Annotated in this window: 20 protein-coding genes; 11 read left to right on the top strand and 9 right to left on the bottom strand. The window is 59.5% G+C overall.

Going from position 1 to position 25191, the window contains the following annotated elements; genetic code table 11:
- The 5 genes from VIL80_RS06795 to VIL80_RS06775 form a co-directional block, all read left to right on the top strand.
- Nucleotides 1–1014, top strand: a 1014-nt coding sequence (locus tag VIL80_RS06795) for a vitamin B12 dependent-methionine synthase activation domain-containing protein (RefSeq protein ID WP_332035364.1), incomplete at its 5' end; no start/stop codon positions are given.
- 49 nt (nucleotides 1015–1063) lie between these two features.
- Complete coding sequence (locus VIL80_RS06790) at nucleotides 1064–1279, top strand: DUF2970 domain-containing protein (RefSeq protein ID WP_332035363.1); 216 nt, start codon at nucleotides 1064–1066, stop codon at nucleotides 1277–1279.
- 627 nt (nucleotides 1280–1906) lie between these two features.
- The gene (locus VIL80_RS06785) at nucleotides 1907–3571 is read left to right on the top strand and encodes a nitrite/sulfite reductase (RefSeq protein WP_332035362.1); all 1665 of its coding nucleotides are present in this window, start codon (nucleotides 1907–1909) and stop codon (nucleotides 3569–3571) included.
- A complete protein-coding gene (locus tag VIL80_RS06780; protein ID WP_332035361.1) occupies nucleotides 3555–4115 on the top strand; it encodes a DUF934 domain-containing protein in 561 nt (186 codons plus the stop codon). Before VIL80_RS06785 ends, VIL80_RS06780 begins: the two co-directional genes overlap by 17 nt.
- A 168-nt stretch (nucleotides 4116–4283) precedes the next feature.
- On the top strand, nucleotides 4284–5474 hold the full coding sequence (locus tag VIL80_RS06775) for a mechanosensitive ion channel family protein (RefSeq protein WP_332035360.1): 1191 nt from the start codon (nucleotides 4284–4286) through the stop codon (nucleotides 5472–5474).
- Between the two features lie 33 nt (nucleotides 5475–5507).
- On the opposite strand, the gene VIL80_RS06770 is transcribed toward VIL80_RS06775, so the two are convergent.
- The 5 genes from VIL80_RS06770 to VIL80_RS06750 all read right to left on the bottom strand — a co-directional run bounded on the left by VIL80_RS06770 (nucleotide 5508) and on the right by VIL80_RS06750 (nucleotide 10734).
- The gene (locus VIL80_RS06770) at nucleotides 5508–6551 is read right to left on the bottom strand and encodes an ArsA family ATPase (RefSeq protein ID WP_332035359.1); all 1044 of its coding nucleotides are present in this window, start codon (nucleotides 6549–6551) and stop codon (nucleotides 5508–5510) included.
- Complete coding sequence (locus tag VIL80_RS06765; protein WP_332035358.1) at nucleotides 6551–6844, bottom strand: cory-CC-star protein; 294 nt, start codon at nucleotides 6842–6844, stop codon at nucleotides 6551–6553. Before VIL80_RS06765 ends, VIL80_RS06770 begins: the two co-directional genes overlap by 1 nt.
- 75 nt (nucleotides 6845–6919) lie before the next feature.
- Complete coding sequence (locus tag VIL80_RS06760; RefSeq protein ID WP_332035357.1) at nucleotides 6920–8596, bottom strand: carbon starvation CstA family protein; 1677 nt, start codon at nucleotides 8594–8596, stop codon at nucleotides 6920–6922.
- Between the two features lie 170 nt (nucleotides 8597–8766).
- Nucleotides 8767–9300: an MliC family protein gene (locus tag VIL80_RS06755; RefSeq protein WP_332035356.1), complete on the bottom strand. Its 534-nt coding sequence runs from the start codon at nucleotides 9298–9300 to the stop codon at nucleotides 8767–8769.
- Nucleotides 9301–9510: 210 nt separating this feature from the next.
- Nucleotides 9511–10734: a CaiB/BaiF CoA transferase family protein gene (locus VIL80_RS06750; protein ID WP_332035355.1), complete on the bottom strand. Its 1224-nt coding sequence runs from the start codon at nucleotides 10732–10734 to the stop codon at nucleotides 9511–9513.
- A 165-nt stretch (nucleotides 10735–10899) separates the two neighbouring features.
- On the opposite strand from VIL80_RS06750, the gene VIL80_RS06745 reads away from it, so the two are divergent.
- Nucleotides 10900–11250, top strand: a complete 351-nt coding sequence (locus VIL80_RS06745) for an Mpo1-like protein (RefSeq protein ID WP_332035354.1) — start codon at nucleotides 10900–10902, stop codon at nucleotides 11248–11250.
- 6 nt (nucleotides 11251–11256) lie between these two features.
- On the opposite strand, the gene VIL80_RS06740 is transcribed toward VIL80_RS06745, so the two are convergent.
- Nucleotides 11257–12702, bottom strand: coding sequence for a TyrR/PhhR family helix-turn-helix DNA-binding protein (locus tag VIL80_RS06740; RefSeq protein ID WP_332035353.1), 1446 nt, complete (start codon nucleotides 12700–12702; stop codon nucleotides 11257–11259).
- 211 nt (nucleotides 12703–12913) lie between these two features.
- Between VIL80_RS06740 and phhA the strand changes: the two genes are divergently transcribed.
- From phhA to VIL80_RS06720, 4 genes are all read left to right on the top strand, one after another.
- A complete protein-coding gene (phhA, locus tag VIL80_RS06735; RefSeq protein ID WP_332035352.1) occupies nucleotides 12914–13714 on the top strand; it encodes a phenylalanine 4-monooxygenase in 801 nt (266 codons plus the stop codon).
- Nucleotides 13715–13997: 283 nt separating this feature from the next.
- Entirely contained in the window at nucleotides 13998–14468 is a 471-nt protein-coding gene (locus tag VIL80_RS06730; protein WP_332035351.1) for an Lrp/AsnC family transcriptional regulator, read from the top strand.
- Nucleotides 14469–14534: 66 nt separating this feature from the next.
- The gene (locus VIL80_RS06725) at nucleotides 14535–16187 is read left to right on the top strand and encodes an aminotransferase class V-fold PLP-dependent enzyme (protein ID WP_332035350.1); all 1653 of its coding nucleotides are present in this window, start codon (nucleotides 14535–14537) and stop codon (nucleotides 16185–16187) included.
- Nucleotides 16188–16466: 279 nt separating this feature from the next.
- A complete protein-coding gene (locus VIL80_RS06720; protein ID WP_332035349.1) occupies nucleotides 16467–17636 on the top strand; it encodes a cation:proton antiporter in 1170 nt (389 codons plus the stop codon).
- Nucleotides 17637–17727: 91 nt separating this feature from the next.
- Here the strand turns inward: VIL80_RS06720 and VIL80_RS06715 are convergent, their stop codons facing one another.
- The 3 genes from VIL80_RS06715 to VIL80_RS06705 are packed head-to-tail and all read right to left on the bottom strand — an operon-like array spanning nucleotide 17728 to nucleotide 23599.
- Nucleotides 17728–20883 carry an efflux RND transporter permease subunit gene (locus VIL80_RS06715; protein WP_332035348.1) on the bottom strand — a complete coding sequence of 1052 codons (3156 nt, stop codon included), beginning with the start codon at nucleotides 20881–20883 and terminating at the stop codon, nucleotides 17728–17730.
- The gene (locus tag VIL80_RS06710) at nucleotides 20880–22178 is read right to left on the bottom strand and encodes an efflux RND transporter periplasmic adaptor subunit (RefSeq protein ID WP_332035347.1); all 1299 of its coding nucleotides are present in this window, start codon (nucleotides 22176–22178) and stop codon (nucleotides 20880–20882) included. Before VIL80_RS06710 ends, VIL80_RS06715 begins: the two co-directional genes overlap by 4 nt.
- The gene (locus VIL80_RS06705; RefSeq protein ID WP_332035346.1) at nucleotides 22178–23599 is read right to left on the bottom strand and encodes an efflux transporter outer membrane subunit; all 1422 of its coding nucleotides are present in this window, start codon (nucleotides 23597–23599) and stop codon (nucleotides 22178–22180) included. Before VIL80_RS06705 ends, VIL80_RS06710 begins: the two co-directional genes overlap by 1 nt.
- A gap of 394 nt (nucleotides 23600–23993) precedes the next feature.
- Between VIL80_RS06705 and VIL80_RS06700 the strand changes: the two genes are divergently transcribed.
- Nucleotides 23994–25181, top strand: coding sequence for an acyl-CoA dehydrogenase (locus VIL80_RS06700; RefSeq protein ID WP_318954251.1), 1188 nt, complete (start codon nucleotides 23994–23996; stop codon nucleotides 25179–25181).
- Nucleotides 25182–25191: the final 10 nt, after the last annotated feature.

Below are 25191 nucleotides of genomic sequence, written 5' to 3'. Positions count from 1 at the left end.
CGCGAGCGCACCGCCAACCGCAAGCGCAACGACCCGCGCCTGAGTTACGCGGACGCGCTGAAGGCGGGCCCGCAATTCGACTGGGCCAGTTTCCAGCCGGTGGCACCAAACAAACCGGGCATCACGGTGCTGGACGACTTCCCGCTGGACAAACTGGTCGACACCATCGACTGGACGCCCTTCTTCATCTCCTGGGATCTGGCGGGCAAGTTCCCTGCCATCCTGAACGATGAAGTGGTGGGCGAAGCGGCGACCGACCTGTTCAAGAACGCCCAGACCATGCTCGCGGACATCATCGACAACAAGCGCCTGAAGGCACGGGCGGTATTTGGCCTGTGGCCGGCGAACTCGGATGGCGACGACATCGTGGTGTACACCGACGAAAGTCGCAGCGAAGAACTCGCACGCCTGCACCAGATGCGCCAGCAGGTGCAGAAACGCGGCGGTGACGGCTACTGCCGCTCGCTGGCAGACTTCATCGCACCGGTCGGTTCCGGCGTGGCAGATTATGTGGGCGGTTTTGCGGTTACCACCGGTATCGGCGCGGACGAACTGGCGGCGGAATTTGAAGCCAGGCACGACGACTACAGTGCGATCATGGTTAAGGCGCTGGCAGACCGCCTCGCAGAATCCCTCGCGGAGTACCTGCACCGCGAAGTACGCAGGCATTACTGGGGTTACCAGGCCGACGAGGCACTCAGCAATGAGGAGCTGATCAAGGAGTCCTACTCCGGCATCCGCCCTGCTCCTGGTTATCCCGCCTGCCCGGATCACACCGAAAAAGCCACCCTGTTCCGCCTGCTGAACGCGGAGGAAAATGCTGGTATCGAGCTGACCTCCAGCTTCGCCATGATGCCCGCGGCCGCGGTCAGCGGCTGGTACTTCGCCCACCCGGAGTCAAAGTACTTTAACGTGGGCAAGATCGCGCGCGACCAACTGGAAAGCCTGGCCGAGCGCAAAGGCATGAGCGTGGATGAACTGGAGCGCTGGGTGCGACCAAATCTTGAGGACTGATTCGGTCGAAACTGTTCAAAGTGAAACAATGCGCGGGAAGGAGACCAACATGACAGACAACAATAAAAACCGGAAACCGTCCTTCGGCCAGGTGGTGCTCAGCACACTGGCCGCCGCCATCGGCGTACAGTCCAACAAAAACCGGGAAAGGGATTTCAAGGGCGGCAGCATCAAGACTTACGTTGCCGCAGGCGTGATCTTCACCACACTGTTCGTGATCGCACTGATCCTGGTGGTGAAGACGGTATTAAGCAATATGGGATAAGCCCGCCGAGCCAGCGGCGAACTTCAACTGAAACTGCTTAAGGAATCGCTGAAAAACGTAGCGAGCGTGTGGCTGGTGGTGGCCGCAGGAGCGCATCAACCGGAGCGTACATTAGTACGCAGGGATTGTGAGCACCACCCGGACGCCGCCAGACGCACGCGCAGTAGCTTTTCCCTACCCCTGAGACGCCACCCAGAATATGCAGGTGCCTACAAAGATGGCTACCAATGCCACCGCTGCAAGGGCGTCTACCAGGTTATCACTATCGTCCGATACAACTACTACTTCTCGGGCTGCTTGATCGCTCATCGCAATACTCCGTCACTCAAGAACTCATTATTGTTTTTAAAGGTAGCAGTACCGCGGAAAAACGGCGGTTGTCCAAGTAGACCAAATCCCCGCAGGGCGTGCAACCGCGCGGTTTTCCAGCATTTTCACCAAGACCTGCTGCTTATAACCATCAGTTACTAATTTAGCGGAAAATATTGTTATTTTTTGTATAAGGCGGCTGGTATGTTAACCGCCATCTCAGGGTGGCTGATAGCCTCAAGAAGTCCCGTTGGGCATTGGTCGGGCGCAGACCTGGCACTGAGAGTCGGCGTAAAAAAGCAATGGAATCAAGCTCTTATGTATCAATACGACGAACAGGACCACAAACTGATCCGGGAACGCGTGGCCCAGTTTCGCGGCCAGACCGAGCGCTACCTCGCCGGTGAGCTGAGTGAGGAACAATTTCTGCCCCTGCGCCTGCAGAATGGCTTGTATATCCAGCGACTGGCGCCGATGCTCCGTATCGCAGTGCCCTACGGCCTCCTGAACAGCACCCAGGTGCGCCGCCTGGCACATATCACGCGCAAATACGACAAGGGTTACGCCCACTTCACCACCCGCCAGAATGTGCAACTGAACTGGCCGAACCTGGAAGATGTCCCGGATATCCTCGCGGAACTCGCCGAAGTGGAAATGCACGCGGTGCAGACCAGCGGCAACTGCATCCGCAACACCACTACCGATCAGTTCGCCGGTGTAGCCCGCGACGAACTGGTAGACCCCCGCCCCTACTGCGAACTGATTCGCCAGTGGTCCACTTTCCATCCGGAATTCGCGTTCCTGCCGCGCAAATTCAAAATCGCCGTATGTGGCGCGGCGGAAGACCGCGCGGCCATCCGCGCCCACGATATCGGCGTGCAAATCGTACGCAACGATCACGGTGAAACCGGTTTCCAGGTTTTCGTCGGCGGCGGCCTTGGCCGCACCCCGATCATCGGCGTCGCCATCCGCGATTTCCTGCCGGAAGTGCACCTGCTCTCCTACCTCGAAGCCATTGTGCGCGTGTACAACCAGCTGGGCCGCCGCGACAACAAGTTCAAGGCTCGCATCAAGATTCTGGTGAAGGCACTGGGTGCGGAAGAGTTCGCCCGCCGCGTGGAAGCGGAGTGGGAGCAGATCAAGGACGGTGCCGATGAACTGCCGCGGGAAGCCATCGAATGGTCCAAGCGCTTCTTCCCGCAGCCCGCCTATAAATCCGTCAATGGCAGCCATGCGGAGGCCGTACTGCGCGACCAGGCGGGCTCCGACAAGGCATTCTCCCGCTGGCTCGAGCGCAACACCTTCCCGCATCGGGTACCCGGCTACCAGGCGGTGACCCTCAGCACCAAGCCCACCGGGATTCCCCCGGGCGACGTTACCGATCGCCAGCTGGAGGCCATTGCCGATCTCGCCGACGAATTCAGCTTCGGAGAAGTGCGGGTTACCCACGAACAGAACGTGGTACTGGCAGACGTGGAACAGGAGCGCCTGTACGAACTGTGGCAGGCGGCGCGCAAGCACGGCTTCGCCACCCCGAATATCGGCACCCTGACCGATATGATCTGCTGCCCAGGCGGCGATTACTGTTCGCTGGCCAATGCCAAGTCCATTCCGGTGGCGGAAGCAATCCAGCGTAAGTTCGATGACCTGGATTACCTCTACGACCTCGGCGACCTGCACCTGAACATCTCCGGCTGCATGAACGCCTGTGGTCACCACCACATCGGCCACATCGGCATCCTCGGCGTGGACAAGAAGGGCGAGGAGTTTTACCAGATACAGCTCGGCGGCAGCGCCAACGAGAAAGCGAGCCTGGGCACCGTGCTGGGCCCCAGCTTCTCCCGCGACGAGATGCCGGACACCATCGGCAAGATCCTCGATGTATTCGTGGAAAACCGCCAGCCGGAAGAACTGTTTATCGACACCTACCACCGTATCGGGCTTCAGCCATTCAAGGAGCGTGTGTATGCCAAAGCCAGCTAAGAAACCTGTAGGTGCGCAACCGGAAAACCCCGCACGCCTGATCATCGACGGTGCGGTGGTGGAGAATCAGTGGAGCCTGTTGCCGCTGGACGAAGAAGCGGAAATCACTGCCGCCGACCTGGCGCCGGGCAGGGTTATTCTGCCACTCAGCACCTGGCTGGAACTGCGCGACCAACTGCAAGCACGCAAAGGCGAAATCGGCGTGTGGCTGGACAGCGATGAAACCGCCGATCTGATCGGTGAATATGCCAGCGAGTTACCGCTCATTGCCGCGCATTTTCCGCTGTTTACCGATGGCCGCGCCTTTACCGCCGGTCGCCTGCTGCGTAGCCGCTACGGATTCACCGGCGAACTGCGTGCGGTCGGCAGCTTCATGCGCGACCAGCTGACCTACCTGACACGTTGCGGTTTCAATGCGTTTGCCTATCAGGGGGAACAAACGCTGGAAGGCCTGCTGGATTCACTGCAGGATTTTACCGACAGCTATCAGTCTTCAGTGGATCAACCACTGCCGATCTATCGCCGCCGCTCTCTCGCGGGCTGACACACCCAGGCAGCCAGTTCCTGCGGGGCTGGCTGCGGCATCCTGCCGTGTGCGTCGTTTCCCAGCACACACTCTCTCAACCGATTTCAGTTTCAGGCCCAGTGAAGCGCCGCGATCCGTGCTTCTGCGATATGATTTGCTCTCGCACGCTCATGGAGTTTGGCCTGTATGAACACCCCCCTTCCTGAAACGTCAGCGGCCAACCCGGCCGACTGGTGGCCACAACAACTGCAGCCGGCCAGCGCACTGCTCGCGGACCACCCACTGCTGGGCGCCGCGGCCATATTCGCAGGTGCGCTAGTAGTCGCGGTGCTTTGTCGCATTGTGATATTTAAACAGCTGAAACGCTGGCTGCCGCAGGATGATTTGGGTCCCGGCTCGCGATTGCTTGTGCAGCTACAGCGGCCGGTTTTCACCACCATTATCTGTGTCGGGCTGATTATTGCGTGCCGCCTGGCAATACCGGACAACAGCCGTATTTTAACCAGTCTGTTAACCACGGTCGTACTGGCGAGCTGGGTTCGCACCCTGTTCCTCCACTGCGGCACATTGCTGGAGGTCATCAGCACCCAATCGGCACGACTGTCACTGATCGACCAGCGCGCGATCCCCCTGCTCGACCTGACCTGCAAGATGCTGGTCATTCTTTTCGGCAGCTATCTCCTGTTGCTCGTCTGGGGGATCAACCCCCTGGGATGGCTGGCGTCTGCCGGTGTGATCGGTATTGCAGTGGGTTTTGCCGCAAAGGACACCCTGGCCAACCTGTTTTCCGGCTTTTTTATTCTCGTCGACGCACCTTACAAGGTGGGCGATTTTGTGAATCTCGACAGTGGCGAGCGCGGCCGCGTTACCCAAATAGGCCTGCGCAGCACCCGCATACTGACGCGCGGGGACGTGGAGATCACGCTGCCCAATTCACTGATCGCGAGCGGCAAGATTGTGAATGAGAGTGGCGGCCCCAGTCCTTCCATCCGCGTCACCATCCCGGTGGGCGTGGCCTATGGGTCGGACGCCGAGCAGGTCTGCAGGATTTTGCTGGATATTGCAACGCAACACCCGGACCTCGCCACCACGCCCGAACCGCGGGTACGCATGCGACAGTTTGGCGCATCCAGTCTCGACTTCGATTTACTCGTCTGGATTTCACTGCCGGAAGAGCGCGGACGTATCCGCCACGAACTGCTGTTAGGCATTTACAAAGCCTTCGCAGTACATAAGGTAGAAATTCCGTACACAAAATCGGATATCTACATCAAGGAGTGGCCGCGGAACCCAAGTGGCGCAGAGCAGCCTGCAGAGATGCCAGTTCGCACTCACGCATCCGGCCAATTGGCTGAGGACACCTCCGAACCCAGCTGAGCAAACCACTGGTAACCAGCAAGCCGCTCCGCACTAGAGCGGCTGACCTGCCACAGCAGTCGATTGCGCGACGAGCTCTTGCGCCAGCCATTCCAGCCCCGCCCGGCCCTGCAATGCACGCCCGGTCATCGGCAACTGTAACTTTGGCAGGTGTGCAAATTTCGCAGACACTTTCTCCAGTACTTGCTGCTGAAGTGCCCAGGCGCCGCGCAGAAAATCCACCTGCTCTGCTTCCTGCGGCAACAGGCGGTTGAGCACCAGCCCCGCAACGGCGATATTCTCTTCTGCCAGGGCCGCCGCCGCACGCAGAGTTTCTTCCAGCGGTAGTGATTCCGCCGTCATTACAAACAGAAAGCCGGTAGCCTTCGGGTCGCACAATACTTGCGCGGATTCGCGAAAACGTTGCTGGCGCTCGAGCAATGGTGCGAGAACTGGCGGTAAATTTTTGCTGGGCTTCTCGCGTTGCGACGAAGACTTGCGTGGAATACGAAGAGAGCCAATCACGTCGCGAAAGCGCTCGGTGCGCTTTTTCTGCGACACCAACCCATCCACCCAGGTGGACATCACCGCTGGCAGTGACAACAAGCGCAAGGTGTGCCCGGTGGGGGCGGTATCGAAAACAATCAGGTCGTACTCGTGCCGACGCTGGATCAGGCGGGTAATTTCATCAAGCAGTGCAGCTTCTTCCGCCCCCGGCGAATGGCGCGTGAGATGCAGCTGCTTTTCAAGCTGGGGGCGCAAGTTGATGGCTACGTGGGGCAACATCTGGCTACGCACTGTATCCAGATACGCGTCCAGCGCCGCACTTGGATTCAACTCCTGAGCAAGCAATCCACCACCCGCCCAGGGGATCTGCTGCGGGGCCTTGCTTCCCAAGGTACATTCAAACAGGTCACTGAGATTGTGTGCGGGGTCGGTGGAAATCAGCAGGGTTTTGCGCCCCCTGTTTGCCGCAGCCACCGCGAGGCTCGCCGCCACCGTACTTTTACCTACGCCGCCCTTGCCACCCACCATCAGCAGCCGGCGCTGCAACAGCTGATCGAGATTGAGCGGCGTTGTCGGAAGATTATCGGGCATCAGCAGCAGCGCAATTCGTCGAGGGGGGATCGCTCCATACCCATGCGCCGGTGCCATTCGTGGAAACGCTCCAGCATCAGCGGCTGCAATTCCAGGGTGTACAGGCTCACCGGATTGGGAATACCGAGGGACTCCGCGTATACCAGCAGCATGAACAGGTCTTCCTCATCCCGCTCGGCACGGGCCAGGGCACTGCGGTAGGGACCGTTGTAGTAGGCCTCCAGTTGTTCGCCGATTCTGCGAAATACCAGCTTCAGATTCTTCGGCAATCCAGGTTTTTTCGGTGTATCCATCACCTCACCCTCTTCCGCTTGGAATTGAACGCTTTGCGCAATAATTAATTCATCATCCCAGATTCATATACTTTTTCAGGATTCCCCGCCGATGGAGTCCCGCGCAGGTTTTTTAAATGCGGAGGCGCACTCCAAGGTCACCAGGATCGCCGCCACCAGCACCACCACATCCAGCCCCAGCAGGAACCAGTCTCTTTTCTGGTAGAACTCGTTCAACTGGATCACCAGCGCCGCCAGCGTCATCACCAGCAGGAACACCAGCGGGATCAGGGTGATCCACATGGGGCGCTTTAACCGCACCAGCATCACCGTGATCACCAGCAGCGTGAGCCCGGCGAGCAGCTGGTTGGTGGTACCGAACAGCGGCCAGATCAGCAGGCCACCGGAACCTTCGGCACCGCCGGCACCAAACGCCAGCAGGATGCAGCAGCCCACCGCCATCAACGTCGCCGGCAGCGGCCTGCCAAGCCAGTGAATACGATAGATCTCTCCGAACTCCTGGAAGATGTAGCGCTGCAGGCGCAATCCGGTATCCATGGTGGTACCGGCAAACAGCGCCGCCATCACCGTCAGGATGGTGGCGGACACTTCCGTGTCGATGCCCACACCGTTGTGCAGAATGGTGGCTCCGCCGTCTACAAATGCCTGTACCCCACCCTGGCCAAATGCGGTATACACCCCCTGCCACTCGCCGAGTGTCGCGAATCCCGCGGAGACAGCAATGATCGCCGCCAGCGCCAGCGCTCCCTCTCCCACCGAGCCGAAATAGCCCACGAAGCGGGCATCCGGCTCCCTGTCCAGCTGCTTCGATGTGGTGCCCGAAGCCACCAGGCCGTGGAAGCCGGAAATCGCCCCGCAGGCGATGGTCACAAACAATAGTGGAATCAGCGGCGGTGCGCCCTCGGGTACATTGTGGTTGATCATCGGCGCCACGACCTCGGGGCTCGCGATCAGCACCGCGCCGTACAACAGGATCAAACCCACAAACAGTTGCAGCCCGTTGATATAGTCCCGCGGCTGTAATAGCACCCATACAGGCAACAGCGAGGCGATGGCCGCATAGGCGAACAGAATCAGAATCCACGCGGCGCCATCGGACAAACCGAAAACCTGCTCCGGCAGTGAAACAGGTATGTCGGGACCGATATAGATCAGCGTGTAAAGCGCAACGACGCCGAGCAGGGAAACCAGTGCGAGATTTAACTTGAAGCGGTAAATCGCCTGACCAATCACCAGTGCCACTGCAATTGCACCCCAGATTGGCACCACCGAGGCGGGGTTCTTGATCAGCAGGCCCGCGATCACCACGCCGAACACGGCGTTGACCATCAGCAACACCAGGAATATCACGATCATGAAAATGGTACGGGCGCGCTTGCCCACCACCTGACCGGTGAGCGAACCGACGGAAAGCGCCCGATTGCGCACACTGGCCCAGATGGCACCACTATCGTGTACGCCGGCGAAAAAGATGGTACCGAGCACCACCCACAGAAATGCCGGGAGCCAGCCCCAGATCACGGCGATGGCAGGCCCCACAATGGGCGCAGCCCCTGCCACGGAAGTGAAGTGATGCCCCCAGAGTACGAATTTATTGGTGGGGACATAGTCAACACCGTCTTCAAACTCGTGGGCAGGGGTAATGAAATCCGGATCGAAACGATAAATCCGATCGGCAATAAAGCGGGAGTAAAAGAGGTAGCCCGCGGCCATGCCGCCAAGCCCGAGCAACATCAGCAAAATTGCGCTCATGCAAACTATCCCTGTTGTGCATTATTTTTTGCGCAGAGCCCTCACAGACTGGCAGCCCTCTAGAATTCACTACCCTCGCAAATTCACTGAATAGTAGCGCAGTCGCCATTTACCACACCACAATTGGCGCCGAATTCCATTTATTGGCACCAATTAATCCAATTACACCCTTAGTGTTCCACCGTGCAATACATTTCCGGTGCACCGTAGCCCCATACGATGGTGGCCTCCCCCTGATGCTCCCAGATGCTTTCGTTACGCCCGACATAGTGGCTGCCGCTGGCACTGCGCGTAACGCGCATGATCGACTCCTCCCCTTTGTAGCGGGCCAACAGTGCAGACGGCTCAGTTGCAAAATAGGTGGCGGTTACCACGAGGCCATCACACAGATAGGTCGCAGAACCTGTGATAGGTACCAACCGGTATTGAATCTGTAACTCTGAAATGCGCTGCCGGTAGCGGTCGACCACACATTGGCGCTTGTCATCCGCCTTCCAGCAATCGTTGCGCCCCTTGATCCACCCGCGCTGGCTGGCCTTGAAATATTTATCCTGCTGCGCCAATTGCGTTTTGCTGGCTGCGGCAAAGACCTCTGCCATCTGGCGGTCGAGTGCCGCGAGAGATACATCGCGACAGATCAGTTCCTCAATGGAGCTGTCCAGTTTTGCGCTGCAATCGTAGGAAGGTTTGGTGTCCGTCGGCATCGGTTGTTTGGCAAGATGGTCTTCCGCAGATTGTGCCGCCAGCGAGAACTCTACGGCATTGGGCGCCGCCTCTGAACTTAACGATGTATTTCGCTCACAGGCGGCCAATATCACTATCGCGACTAACCCGAGGGAAATCGCAATCCCACCTTTTCGTCCTGAAAATGATATCGGCATAAACTCTCCCCCTGCCAATATCGGCAGGCGCCTCTAGATCACCCCCTGCTCACGCAGGTGCCCAATTTCCTCATCATTCATGGACAACAGAGAGTGCAAAAGTTCTTCCGTGTGCTGCCCGAGTACCGGGGGTGCCTGCTCGTATTCCAGGGCTGAAGCAGAAAATCCCAGCGGATTACGTACCGTTTTGACTTTACCCGCAACCGGGTGTTCCTGTTCGACCACCATGCCCCGCGCCTGCACCTGGGGATCCGCAAACACCTGCGCCAGGTTGTTGATCGGCCCACAGGGCACGTGGGCATCACTCAGTTTTTCCAGCCACCAGGCCGCGGGCTGCTGGCGGGTCGCCTGCTCAATCAGCGGCACCAGTTCATCGCGTGCCTGCACCCGTGCGTTATTGCTGGCATACGCCGGGTTTTGCGCGATCTCATCCAGCCCTGCGATGGCGCAGAATTTCTGAAACTGGGCATCGTTGCCCACCGCCAGCATGAAGTAACCATCGCTCGCGGGCACCGCCTGATAGGGAACGATATTCGGATGTGCGGTGCCCTGTCGTTCGGGACTTTTCCCGGAGGTGAGATAGTTCTGGGCCTGATTGGCAAGCCAGGCCACCTGGGTATCCAGCAGCGCCAAGTCAATCTGCTGGCCCTCGCCAGTTCTGTCGCGGTGGATTACCGCGGCGAGAATTCCGGAAACCGCGTACATGCCGGTCATCAGGTCCGCCACCGCAACCCCCACTTTTTGCGGTCCGGCGCCGGGCTGCCCCTCGGGTACACCGGTCAGGCTCATCAAGCCGCCCATACCCTGGATCATCGCGTCGTAGCCGGCACGGTTGGCATAGGGGCCAGTCTGGCCGAAGCCGGTAATTGAGCAGTAGATGACCTTCGGATTCACTGCGCGCACGGCGTCGTAATCGAGTCCGTACTTTTTAAGGCCACCCACCTTGTAGTTTTCCAGCAGCACATCGCACTGCTTTGCCAGCGCAAGCACCAGCTGCTGCCCCTTGGGGCTGGTGATGTCCACCGTAATGGATTTCTTACCGCGGTTGGCGCACAGATAGTAGGCCGCCTCATTGGTTTCCTCACCGGCCTGATCCTTCAGATAAGGAGGCCCCCAGTGACGGGTGTCGTCGCCCTTTTGTGGACGCTCAACCTTGATGACTTCAGCCCCGAAATCCGCCAGCACCTGGCCGGCCCAGGGGCCCGCCAGAATCCGACTGAGATCGAGAACCTTGAGGTGTGCCAGCGGACCGGCCATAACTACCGCCTTATTAAAAAAGTGATCACAAATATAGATGCGTACACTACCAGCCCTGCGGCAATAAAACAGGTACCAATTGGTCTAAAACTGGAACAGACGTACACTTCTCGTCAACGCAAACCGCATTAGTGAATCCAAAATAACCGATAACAGGATAGCGAGATGGCCGACACCGCAATGAACGAGCAGCAACAAGTGCCCACGGAGAAAACGCCCGAATTTCGCAGTTTTCGCGACTTCTACCCCTACTACCTGAAAGAGCACAGCAACCTGACCTGCCGCCGGCTGCATTTCGTCGGCACCAGCCTGGTGATCGCCCTGCTGGCGACGGCGCTGATCACCGGCCAGTGGTGGTATTTCGCTGCGCTGCCTGTTGCCGGATATGGCTTCGCCTGGATCGGGCATTTCTTTTTCGAACACAACCGCCCCGCCACCTTCAAGCATCCGTTCTACTCACTGTGGGGCGATTTCGTGATGTACAAGGATATGTGGCTGGGCAATATCGAGCGCTAAGGCTGCCTATTCACCACTCAGTCCATATTTACGCAATTTATTGGCAACGGCGGTGTGGGAAATACCCAGCCGCCGCGCCAGCTCCCGGCTGGAATGCTGTGCGGGCGGCGTTTCTGCCAGCATTTCTGCGAGAATTGCCCGTTCCACTTTCTCCATCTGCTCCGGCAGGCTCAACCCCCGCCCCCAGTCTCTCCACGGCAATTCTTCCGTCGCCGGTTCATCCGGAAAATCCTCAGGCGCGAGCACACTGCCACCCCGCCCCCGCAAATGAGCAAAAGCAGCCTGTAGATATTGAGAGAGCCCAATCAGGTTGGTCGGCCAGTCTCGCAGTTTGAGCATGTGTACGACGTCTTCCAGCAGTGGGCCATCGACCTCACCAAGTTCACGCTGGATCAGTGCAGCAAACCGCCCGATCACCGGCCGCATTGCGCGCAGCGGCGGCAGGTTAACCTGGTTCGCGTCAAACAATTGCTGCAGCGGACGCTGCAGGCTGTCGAGAGACCGTGCCGATGCGATCAGCCGAGGGCGAAATCGGCCGTGAAGGATCATCTCCGCGAGACCGAGTTGCACCGCCTCCGGCGCAAGCTCCAGATCATCCACCAACAGCACCGCGGTTTCCGCCAGTGCAGCGGCCGCCGCCAGTGCCGAAGGCGTAAAGGTGGCGCCGCGGAATTGCTGCACTTGCCCGTATTCCGCCAGCGGGCTGAGATAGTAGGCCGCGCCGAGAAAAGTACTTTTGCCGGTGCCACGCTCGCCGGTGAGTAGCAGCGCTTCCCGCAACGGTGCGAGCTGCTGCAAACGCAGACAGCACTCGCGGCGCTTATCCAGATCCCACAATACACAGGGCGTGGGCGGCTCCAGGGAGGCATCCCTGTCCCGCGTCTGTTCCTGCGCCTGCAACGTCAGAACCGCACCCGCCAGTGAAGAGACTTGCCCCGGATCATCCGCCAGCGCTATGGGCGACCAGTCCAGCAGGTAATCGCGGCCACGCACGGATACCGGAAAACCGTATCGCGGCGCGGTGATCCCCCGCAGCAGCTCTTCCAGCTGCAAACGGGGCATGAAACGCTGCAAATGCATACCCGCCACCTGTCCCAGGCTTACGCCGAAGGCGCGCGCGGCCGCGAGATTGGCGGCAACAATTTGCCCCTCCCGGTCGACAGAAAGTACCGGAAAGGCTACATGACGCAGCAGGGTATCCAGCTCAAAGTGCCGGCGTTCCGAGGGAATCAGGGCAATTCGGCGCACCTTCTGCACGCCGGGAACCCGGTGTAAGGCCTTTTCTATTGACTGAAATTGCGTCACCAGCAGCCCGGGGGCAGACAAATAGACCTTATCACCACTGTCACCGCCGATCTCACCAGTGCGCACATTGATCCGGAATTCGGCAAATATCGCCATAATTTCCTGAAGGATGCCCACGCGATCACTACAGGTTATTTCTATTCTCACGGCAGACCTGTAAACAATTATTTACAGGAAGTGTAGCCAGTAGCTGACTGTAGCTTCAAGTTCTCCACCCTCCCCCCTGCCGAACCGGCCTCCGGGTGTCTAAGAATAGAGAGTACAAATAACAACAGATGAGGCGGCACATGCTGACCGCCCACAAGAGGTAACAGCCGTGAGCGTTGAAAAAGCAGCCGTGAGCGTTGAAAAGACAACCGTGAGTGCTACCAAAAAGCCCAGCAAATATGTCGCGCGTGAGCCCGACGCCAGCGGCTTCATCGAGTACACCGAACTCGAACACCAGACCTGGCAGCAGCTGATCGAACGCCAGCTGCAGGTCATACCCGGTCGCGCCTGCGACGAGTTCCTGCACGGCCTGGAGCTGCTCGACCTGCCCCGCGACCGCATTCCGCAACTGGAAGAAGTGAGCGCTGTACTGCGCCGGGAAACCGGCTGGGAATGCGCACGGGTACCGGCACTGATCGGTTTCGAAACCTTTTTCCGCCTGCTGTCTGAGCGCAAGTTCCCGGTGGCAACGTTTATCCGCACTCCGGAGGAATTCGACTACCTGCAGGAGCCGGATATCTTTCACGAGATCTTTGGCCACTGCGCCATGCTCACCAATCCGGCCTTCGCCAATTTCACACAGAACTACGGCGAACTGGGGCTGAATGCCTCCCCCAAAGAACGCGCCTACCTCGCACGCCTCTACTGGTTCACCGTGGAGTTCGGGCTGTTGAATACCAAAGATGGGCTGCGCATTTACGGCGGCGGTATTCTCTCCTCACCGAAAGAAACCCTCTATGCACTGAGTGATGAGCCGGTACGCGCAGACTTTGATGTGGTGGATGCATTGCGCACGCCCTACCGCATCGACATCGTACAGCCCATCTACTACGTGCTGCGTAACCTTGAGAACCTGCAGCAGCTTACCGAGATCGACCTGATGGCGCGTGTGCGCGAAGCCATGGCCGCTGGCCTGTACGAGCCCATGTTCCCACCGAAGGAAGCCGCCTGATTCTTCAGGACAATTTTCCAATATCTCCCTGTTGATTGGCCGGGCATCGCCCGGCCTTTTTTGTTGCCTGCATAGCGCAGAGAAAATTCCACTACTGACACCCCGGAACTGAGATTATCGTTACCAGCAAGACACGGGGCACAGCAAAGGATTCTTCCGAGGCTCACCAAAGTCGGATCTCGCTGCGCCCTCCAAAATTACTGGGGTATTTTGTTGCTACGGATAGCGGAATGGATACGCTTCATGGAACCGATCCCCGCGTTTTCGGGAGATATGTAGAACTATGTCCTCACTCGACGCGATTGATCGACAACTTCTTGCCATCCTCCAATCTGATGTTAGTCTCTCCATCGAAGAGCTGGCCGAGCGCGTGGGTCTTACCAAAACCCCGTGCTGGCGCCGGATACAGAAATTGGAGAAAAGCGGCATCATTCGCCGCAAGGTCGCACTGCTGGATGCTGAAGTCCTCGGACTGCCGGTATCGGTGTTTGCCCAGGTAAAAACCAACCAGCACAGCGCGGAATGGGCGGAGTCCTTTTCCAGTGCCATGGCCGACCTGCCAGAAGTGGTGGACTGCTACCGCATGGCGGGCGACTACGACTACATACTCCGTGTGGTCGTCAGCGACGTGGCCTCCTATGACCGCTTCTACAAAAGGCTGATCGCCCACTCGGGCATCTCCGATGTAGCCTCCAATTTCGCCATGGAGCAGATCAAAAGCACCACCGAACTGCCCATACCGCCGGGAGAATAACCCCAGCTCAAATACTGATAAATTTGCCCGCGGTTGATCCCGCGGGCGCAGTCATTTGAGGTTGCCATGTCCGCAAACGGTTCACTAGAAATCGATAACAAAACCGAATCCTTGCTTCAGCGTATTCGCGACAACGTCATCGGCGAACGCATGCCGATGCAGACCCCGTTCGGGCAGCGACCGCTGATTTACGCCGACTACACCGCATCCGGCCGTGCACTGACTTTTATCGAGGATGCGATTCGCAACCGCGTGCTCCCTTGGTACGCCAACACCCACACCGAGACCTCGGCCACCGGGCGCCAGACCACTGCGTTCCGCGAGCAGGCGCGCGCGGCCATTCGCAAGTCCGTGAATGCGAGCGATGATCACGCGATTATTTTCTGCGGTGCCGGCGCAACCGCTGCGGTCAACCGCCTGGTGGACTCCCTCGGCCTGCGCGCCGACTGCTACAGCAGATTCGGCGGCAGCGCCGGACTGATTCCGGAAGACAAGCGCCCGGTGGTTTTTATCGGCCCCTACGAGCACCACTCCAACGACCTGCCCTGGCGGGAGTCCATTGCCGACGTGGTCACCATCCCGCTGGATGCCGCTGGCGGAGTCGACCTTGAAGCCCTGCAAAATGCCCTCGACCAGTACGCCGATCGCCCGCTGAAGATCGGCAGCTTTTCCGCCGCCTCCAACGTCACCGGCATCCGTACCGATGTAGACGCCGTCACCCGCCTGCTGCACAAGAACGGCGCCCTCTCCTTCTGGGACTATGCCGCGGCAGCGCCCTATGTAGGAATTGACGTACGCGGCGAAGATGAACTCAGCAGTAAAGACGCCCTGTTTATCTCCCCGCACAAATTCGTCGGCGGTCCCGGCACCCCCGGCCTGCTGATCGTGCGCCGCTCACTGCTGCCGCAAAACCAGCCCTCCGTCACCGGCGGCGGCACGGTGTCCTGGGTAAGTCCGGGAAGACACACCTACCTGCCGGCGGGCGAACGCCGTGAAGAAGCCGGCACCCCGGCCATCGTGGAATCCGTGCGTGCCGGCATGGCGTTTGCGCTAAAAGACCAGGTGGGCGCCGATGTCATCGAAGCGCGCGAAGCCCACTGGCTCGACCGCGCCTTCGCGCGCTGGAGCGGCAACGAGAACATCCAGATCCTCGGCGGCACTGAAGCGGAACGGGTCAGCATCGTCTCCCTGCACCTGCTGCACGACGGCAAGCCGCTGCATCACGGTTTCGTCGTCGCCCTGCTCAACGACCTGTTCGGCATCCAGGTCCGCGGTGGCTGCTCCTGCGCGGGCCCCTACGGGCACCATTTGCTGCACCTCACCGACGAACAGAGCACCGCCATCGAACAACTGGTGAGCGAAGGCGAGAGTATCCTCAAGCCGGGCTGGGTGCGCTTGAACTTCAACTATTTCCTCGATGAAGAAACCGTCGACTACCTGATCGACGCCATCGAACTCATCGCTGAATTCGGCCACCGCATGCTGCCCTACTACCAGTACGACACAGCACACGGGGTGTGGCGTTACCAGGGCGAGAAAGCGAGCGATCCGTTTGCACTGTGCTTTGAAACCGACATTTCAGCGCCGACCAAGGTGGCAACTCCGCTGGAGGAATTTATTCAGCAGGCCCGCCCGATTCTGGAAAACCCACCGGGAGAAATTTGCGAACAGCCGATCCTGTCTGAGAAAGGTGAGAGTTTGCGCTGGTTTAAACTTTAATTTTTCGAACAGCCCGATAGTTAACGAAGTGCAAAACTCAGAATCGAAGGCCGAGTAGCGGGTACCCCTTTTCAGAAGCGTCGCAAACAGGGATGTTTGCGACGCAGCGTACAGGGATGTATTCACCGCGGTTCTGAAAAGGGGTACTCGCTGCTTGGCCGCCCCAGAAACCAGATAGAACCACCACTCACAAATGCAGGCGGGACATTGAAAACCCATACAAACCCCGCCCATAATGCCTGAACAACGAAATTCTCCAGTCTGCTACAAGGATGCGCAGTGCCCGAGACCTCCCTGTTCCAGTCGTTTTTCCTGATTTTCACCGGCGCCGCCATCGTCGCCTCGCTCGCCCTATGGGGCCGGCAACCACTGCTTGTCGCCTATATCGCCCTCGGCGTACTTCTCGGCCCCTCAGCCCTCGGCGTCATCGACAACGTCGAACTCATGGCAGAGATGTCCAACATCGGCATCATCTTCCTGCTGTTCCTGCTCGGCCTCGACATGCAGCCCAAGGCGCTCATTTCCGTACTGCGCAAAGCCACCTTCGTTGGCCTGATAAGCTCCGCCATTTTCCTCGGCCTGGGCTACGCCATCGGCAGATTGTTCGGATTCACCAGCACCGAATCCTGGGTGATCGGCATGGCCATGATGTTCTCCAGTACCATCATCGGCATCAAACTCCTGCCCACCACGGTGCTACACCATAAACACCTCGGCGAAATGATGGTCGGCCTGCTGCTGTTCCAGGACTTCGTCGCCATCACCTGCCTGATGATTTTATTGAGCGGCAGCACCGGCTCCGTGGACTTCACCCAACTGGGTATCTCCTTTGCCGCGCTGCCCCTGCTGATCGCCGTTGCCTGGGGTGCGGTACGTTATGTGTTGCAGCCGCTGCTGGCAAAATTCGACCGTTTTCACGAATACGTGTTTCTGCTGGCGCTGGGCTGGTGCATGGGACTTGCGGAACTGGCGGAAATCATGGGCCTGTCGCGGGAAATCGGCGCGTTTATCGCGGGTATCACCCTCGCCACCAGCCCCATTTCCCAGTACATCGCGATCAGTCTTAAGCCGTTGCGCGACTTCTTCCTGATTCTGTTTTTCTTCAGCCTCGGCGCACAATTCCATCTGGAGATGATCCCCCAAATCGCGCTGCCCGCTCTGGTGACGGCCATCGCAGTACTGGTAATAAAGCCGGTAGTATTCCGCTACCTCTTGGGGCAGCAGAGTGAGCGAAATATTCTCGCGTGGGATATCGGCTTTCGCCTCGGGCAGATCAGCGAGTTCTCGCTGTTGATTGCGTATCTGGCGATGAGCCAGCAATTGATAGGCAGCGCCGCTTCACACCTGATTCAGGCAACGGCAATCCTTACCTTCCTGGTTTCTTCGTATATCGTGGTTTTGAATTTTCCCAACCCCATTGCGATCAAGGACCATTTGCGCAGGGATTAACTTTGAATTGAACGGAAATTGCTGGGTATGGGTTTTCGAAAGCGTCGGCGACAGGGACGTCGCCGACGGAACGATAGACTCAAAGCCTCTACTAAGTCGAAGAGTTCGCAAGAGCTCGGCCTTTCAAAAGGCCAAACAACACCGGAATATCACGGGAAAACATCAGATACAGACACGGCACCAGCAACAGGGAAATGGTGGTAGCAGCAAGGATTCCGTAGCCCAGTGAAATCGCCATCGGAATCATGAATTTCGCCTGCACCGAAGTTTCAAAAATCATCGGCATCAGGCCACAGAAGGTAGTTACCGTGGTCAAGATAATCGGACGGAATCGGCGGGAGGCCGCGGCCTTGATGGCGTCGGTGATGGGTACACCCTCCTCCCGCAACCGGTTGCCGTACTCGATCATCACCAGCGTATCGTTGATCACAACCCCCGCCAGCGCCACCATCCCCAGAATGCTCACCATACTGAGTCCGTAGCCCATTAGCAGGTGGCCCAGCAGGGCACCGATCACCCCGAACGGAATTGCCACCATCACCGTGAGCGGCTGGATATAGCTCTTCAGCGGAATGGCCAGCAGGAAATACAAGATCGCCAGCGTCAGCGAAAACGTCACCGCCAGGGAAGAAAGCCCCTCCCGCTCTTGCGCCTGGCGCCCCTCGTAGGAAATCGACAAGCCTGGATACTGTGCCCGCAACTGCGGCATCACACTCAGGTTTAACTCATTGATCACCAGTGCCGCCTGATCTGCCGGGTCCACATTGGCCGTGACCGTCATTACCCGCCGCCCCTCGCGACGATTAATGGTGGCATAGGCGCGCCCCTGGTCGATTTGCACCAGATCCGGCAGCGGTAACCACAGGCCATTACCAGCGCGGATCATGATGCTGTTGACATCATCCAGCGTCACCCGCTCCTCTTCCGGCAAGCGCACCATCACCTTCACCTGGTCGCGCCCGCGCTGCTGGCGGAAGGCTTCGGCCCCGTACAGTGAGGCGCGCAGCTGACGACCGATATCCTCCGCAGTAAGGCCGAGGCTCTTGGCGGTGTCGGTGAGGGTCAGGTCCAGCTGGCGCTTGCCCTGGGAAACACCGGCGTCGATATCTCCCACTGACGGGAAGCCTTTCAGCGCTTCCGCCAGCTGCGTTGCCGCCTGCTCGAGCAGATCCGTATCCGTATGCCGCAACTCCACCGTCAACGCCGGTCCGGCTCCTGGGCCGCCGCGGTCACTGGCAAAGCTGGAACTGAGGGAGCCCGGTACCGGCCCCACCGCGCGACGCCAGCGCATGACGAATTCGCCGGTCGAAATGCTGCGCTGATCACCCGGGGTGAGGTACACGTCCACCTGTACCGAGTCGTTGCGAATCAGTCCGCGCATGCCGATAAACACACCGTCGCGACCGGTCTCTTCCAGAATCTGATCCGCCGCGCTCATGATCTGTTTGCGCGCGCGATCCAGCTGGGCCTCCGCGGTGCCCGGCGGGAAGGTAACTTCCACACGGCCGGAATCCCGCTCCACCTTCGGCATCAGGGTAAAGCCCATGCGCCCACTGGCCGCGTAACCGGTCATCACAATCAGGATTGCAATGGATACCGCGATCGTGATGTACCGGTGCCGCACACACAGGTCCAGCGTCGGCTTGAAGCGCCTTTCCACAAAACGGTCGAGGCTGCGCGCAATCATTTTCTGGCGGGCGGCGAAGCGACGCGCCGCACGGCTCTTGTGACCCCGCCTGGAGTACGCCAGGTGCGCCGGCAGGATAAACAGCGCTTCAATCCAGGAGATCGCAAACACCGTGCCCACCACAAACGGGATTACACCAAAAATCTTGCCCATAAAACCGGGCAATTCAGTGAGCGGGAGAAACGCGACGATATTGGTGAGGATGGCAAACGTCAGCGGTACCGCTACCTGCCTTGCACCGGCGATCGCGGCCTCGAAGTTGTTGTAGCCCTGCTGGCGCCACTCGTGAATGTTTTCACCGGCGATGATCGCATCATCCACCACGATGCCGAGCGCGATGATGAACGCGAACATGCTCACCATATTGATGGAAATATCCATCGCCGGCAGGAATAGCAGCGCCCCCAGGAAACTGGTCGGAATACCCAGGGTTACCCAGAATGCGAGTCGCAATTCAAGAAATGCCCCGAGTACCACGAACACCAGCAACAACCCGAGAAACCCATTTTTCAGCAACAGCGCCAGGCGCTCCTTGAAAATTTCCGAGTCGTCGTCGCGCACACTGACATGAATGCCCGGCGGCAGGTTTTCGCGCAGTTCATCCAGCACCTCATGGGTGGCGTCACTGACGCTCATCGGCGTCTGGTCGCCGATGCGAAACACATTGATGCCCGCTGCCGGCTCGCCGTTGAACACCATGTTGCGCGGTTCATCCACCAGCGCGTCGCGAATGGTGGCGACATCCCGCAGGCGCACGGTACCGCCGCCCTCACTGCGGGCCACAGCAATATCGCCGAACTGACGCGCCCAGTCCTTGCGCTCGGTGACCCGCACCAGGATCTCTCCCGATTCGGACTTCACAGCACCCGCCGGGACATCCACCGCGGCGTTGCGCACCAGCTGGGCGATATCCGGCAGCGACAGGTTGTAGCGGCGCAGATCGTCGCGGTCTACCTCGATGGCAACTTCGTAATCCTTGACCCCGTAGGCCTCGACCTGGGTGATGTCGGGGTGCGCCTCCAGCTTGTCATACACCTGCATGACGAACTCCCGCAGGGTACGCTCGTCCATGTTGCCGTAGATGACCACATCCAGCACATCGCGCTTGCGCTCCGCCAGGCTGACCTGCGGGCGTTCGATATCGGAGGGGAAAGTACTCACCCGATCGATCGCGGCCTGAACATCCTGGAACACCTTGTTGCCATCGGCATCTTCATCGAGTTCCAGGGTAAGACTTGCACTGCCTTCACCCGCGCTGCCGCGCAATTCCTTGACCCCCTCAAGACCGGTGATCGCCTGCTCCGCAGGAACCAGCACGCCGCGCTCCACCTCCTCCGGGCTGGCGCCGGGATAGGAGATGTTCACCGTCACCATATCAAGGCTGAACTCGGGGAAGACCTCCTTCTTGATGGCAAAGGAGAAAAACAAGCCGCCAAACAGCAGCACCAGCATCAACAGGTTCGCGGTGACATGGTTGTGCGTCATCCACGCGATGGGGCCGTGCCTGGTATCCACGGGGGGGCGTTGGCGCTTATCGCTGAATTGATGGTTACTACTCATCCGCGTTCACCGTCAGTACCCGCCTTGCGGCTTTTTTCACCGGGTTCCGGCAATTCCGGTGGCTGGCTATTTTTACCGGGGCCGGCGGGTGCTGATCTCGTCGCATCAGGGCGCGGCGCGCGCGCGTCCCCGGGATTGCGCGCTTCACCCACGGTGCGGACCGGCATATTTTCAGTCACGCTGGTGAGACGTGTGGTCACCAGTGTCTCGTCACCCTTAAGGCCGCTGGCAAGAATCGCAAACTCGTTATCGAAGTGCGAAACCTCAACCGGCTGGATATGAATTTTCCCGTCCTGCACCACCCACACCTGATTGCCATCCTGCAGCGCGGTCAGCGGGATACGAACCTGCTGGCCTGCAGCGCGGCCGGTAATTTCCACTCGCGCGAGATCGTTCAGCAGGAGCTGTGGATTGGACGGGTTCTCTATACCCAGCGGATCGTCGAGCTCCACCAGCACACGCGCCAGCCGGCCCTGCTCTTCCAGCACCGGGATCACCCGCACAAAACGCCCCTCGCGGAATACGCCCTGGGGCCACTGGCTGCCACGAATGCGCACCACCGCCTTCGGGGTATTCAATTGCGGCAGCTGGCTCGCCGGCACTTCCACTTCGATCTGGAAACGGTCCGCGCCCGCCAGGGTGTACATCACTGTGCCGGGGGCGACACGATCGCCAATATCCACACTGCGGGAAACCAGTAACGCATTGAACGGTGCGGCGAGGCTGGTAAGGCGCAAGTCGCGTTCCGCCAGTTTGAGCTGAGCCTGGGCGGAATCCACGCGGGCGCGCGCGGCGGCCAGCTGCGGTTCGCGTAGTACCAGCGACCGGTCTGCGTCCGGCAGCGTGTCACCCAACAGCTCAAACTCTTCCTGCGCCACCTGGCGCTGGCCCTGCTCCTGCTGCAGTTCCGCTCGGCGCTCGGCCAGGGTACTGCGCGCAGTCTGCAGCGCGAGCTGGTAGGGCTCCTGCTCGATGCGCAGCAGCACCTCACCTTTAGTCAGGGTGGAACCGGGGCCGAGATCGTAATTCAGCCATTCCACGCGGCCATCCACCTGCGGCTGCAATTCCACCAGTTCCCGCGCCGTCACTTTACCCAGTGCGCGGATAGTGAGCGGGAATTGCCCGTACTCAGCGCTGGCGATATCCACGGTCAGTGGCGGCGCCTTGCGCTCGCCCCGCTGCATCGTCGGTTTCTCACGCAGCAGCCAGTTGGACATCAGAGATGCCAGCACGATCAGCAGCACCGGAACGGCAATACTCCAGTTGATCTTTTTCAGTAACGCATGCTGTGCCATTAGTTATTCTCCACCCGGTAAACTTCCAGCTCTACCGCCGAGGGCTCGGGCAGATCGACTGTCGGCAATCCCCCAGAAAGCGCGCGGTACAGTGTTACCCGGTTTTCCAGCAGTTCGCGGCGCGCCGTCAGCAGCTGCCGCTCGAGTGATTGTTGATTATTGGTTGCCGACAGCACGTTGAGAAAATCCACGGTGCCACGGCCATAGGCCCGTCGCTGGCGCACAGTAATCTGGTCCGCCAGTTGCGATCGTGTTTCGAGATGTTGCAGGCGCTCGCGAATGGCCTGCTCGTTGATCAGCGCCTGCTCCACTTCCGACAGCGACTGCATCACCGCGGTGCGAAACGCGGCCCAGCGCTCCTGCTCCACCGCTTTCTGCTGGCGCTGTGCGGCGGCGAGGTTGCCTCCATCGAAGATCACCCCATCGAGTGCGGCGCTGAAATTCAGCAGCCAGTCCTCGGTAATATCCGCAAGCGAGCGGCCGCCGCCATTGAAAAACAGGCTGAGCGTCAGTGCCGGCAGTCGCTCTGCCCAGGCCTGATCCGCCAGGTAGTGCCCCTGCAGCAGTTCGCGCTGGGCGCGGCGCACATCCGGTCGGCGCAACAGCAGTTCCGATGGTACGCCGGTAGCGGGCAGAGCCGGCAGGCCTGGCAGCGATTCACGCTGCAGTACAAACGCCGGCAGCCCTTCCGCGCTGGTACCGAGAAGCGCCGCCAGCTGGGTAAGAAGAATCTGTGTATCCGCACGGCTCTGATCCAGTTCCTGCAACGACTGCTGTACCAGTTGCCGCTGCTGCAAAACGTCCGCGGCGGCACCCACACCGCCGCCAAAGCGCAGCTCCAGTGCGCGCAGGGTTTTGCGGTTGATCTCGAGCTGCTGCTCCAGCAACTGCTGCTGCCCCCTGGACTCCTGCAGTTGCAACCACAGGCCGGTCACTTCTGCCACCAAGGTCAGCGCCGCGACCTGCAGGTTGTCCTGCTGGGCCAGGCGCCCGGCCTCCGCCGCGCGCGCACCGCTGCGCACCCGGCCCCAGAGATCGATCTCATAGCCGGCGGCGAGACTCCCGCTCCAGCTGTTGCCCTCATTCTCGCCACCGGAAAAATCAAAACCATCGGCAGAAGAGCGCCGCTGCTCGGTGTTATCCAGGGAACCGGTGAGACGCGGCCAGAATCCGCTGCGGGCCTGCGCGGCCGCCGCATCCGCCTGCTGCAGGCGCCAGTAGGTAGCCTGCAGGTCGGGATTGGTGGCAAGCGCAATGCTCACCAGCTGGTCGAGTTCGCTGTCGCCAAAGCTCTGCCACCAGCGCTGATCCTGGGCAAGTGAGCCGGAAGCGCTAAACTGCCCCGGCAATCCGAGGGTCTGTTGCGGCAGGTCTGGCGGCAGCGACGGCGTGCTGCATCCCGCCAGGGACAGTGCACCCACAAACCCGCCGAATACGGCCAATTTCGGCAAAATGCCCATAGTTTTAATTCGATATAACTGCATTTTTTTTCATTATCGAAATTTCACCGGGAGCGCCAAGACGTTTTACGTTTGTTTACCTCCCGACCGAAAAGCACTCACCAGAGAAAATGTGGTGATTCGCCCTCACAAAAAAGTGATCACATTCTCGAAGTCGGCGACCATGTCGGTTATGATGACCCGGTATTCAAGTGGCTTCGGCGCCCCCCAACCGCGCGATGGCGGCAGTTTGCCACCGAGCGAGGTGAGGAGTCGCCGGCCATTTGCCTAAGATTGCTAGAAGAGAGATGGGCTGCCGGAAATTCACGGTGAACGCCCGAAATCCGAAAACTACCAAACCGCACGGACCCGAACCATGAGTAAGAACCAGCCTTTGGCACACTGGGACGACATTCTCCTGCTGGATCGACAGCTGAGCGATGAAGAGCGCATGATCCGCGACACCGCCCGCGAGTACTGTCAGTCAAAACTGATGCCGCGAGTGCTTGAAGCCAACCGCCACGAGATTTTCCACCGCGAAATCATGAATGAGATGGGCGAACTCGGTTTGCTGGGTTCCACCATCGAAGGTTATGGCTGTGCTGGCCTCAACTATGTGTCCTACGGCCTGGTGGCACGGGAGGTTGAGCGCGTCGACTCTGGCTACCGCTCCGCCATGAGCGTGCAGTCGAGTCTCGTCATGCACCCAATTTATGCCTACGGCAGCGAGGCCCAGAAAGAAAAGTACCTGCCGAAACTCGCCACCGGTGAGTGGGTTGGCTGCTTCGGCCTCACCGAACCGGATGCCGGTTCTGACCCCGCCGGGATGAAGACCCGCGCGAAAAAAGTCGACGGCGGCTACCGCCTCACCGGCGCCAAGATGTGGATCACCAACAGCCCCATCGCCGATGTGTTTGTGGTATGGGCGAAGGATGACGAAGGCGATATCCGCGGCTTCGTACTGGAGAAAGGCATGGAGGGCCTGAGCGCGCCGAAAATCGAAGGCAAGTTCTCCCTGCGAGCGTCCATCACCGGTGAAATCGTGATGGATAACGTGTTCGTTCCCGAAGACAACCGTTTCCCGGACATCAAAGGCCTGGGCGGCCCCTTCGGCTGCCTGAACCGCGCCCGCTACGGTATTTCCTGGGGTGCCCTGGGGGCCGCAGAATTCTGCTGGCACGCCGCGCGCCAGTATGGCCTCGACCGCAAGCAGTTCGACAAGCCGCTGGCCCAGACTCAGCTGTTCCAGAAAAAGCTCGCGGATATGCAGACCGAAATCGCGCTGGGCCTGCAGGGTTCGCTGCGCGTCGGCCGCTTGATGGACGAGCAGAAATCCAGTTTTGACCCGACGATGATTTCCCTGGTGAAACGCAACAACTGTGGCAAGGCCCTGGACATCGCCCGTGTCGCCCGCGATATGCACGGCGGCAACGGTATCTCCGACGAATTCCACGTGATCCGCCACGCGATGAACCTGGAAGCGGTCAATACCTACGAGGGTACCCACGATGTGCACGCGTTGATTCTGGGGCGTGCGCAGACCGGGTTGCAGGCGTTTTTCTAAGCCGTCTGGC

The sequence above is a fragment of the Microbulbifer sp. genome (assembly GCF_036563125.1).
Taxonomy (GTDB): Bacteria; Pseudomonadota; Gammaproteobacteria; order Pseudomonadales; family Cellvibrionaceae; genus Microbulbifer.
Note: the sequence above shows the minus strand (reverse complement) of the source record. Positions and strands in the feature narration are given on the sequence as shown.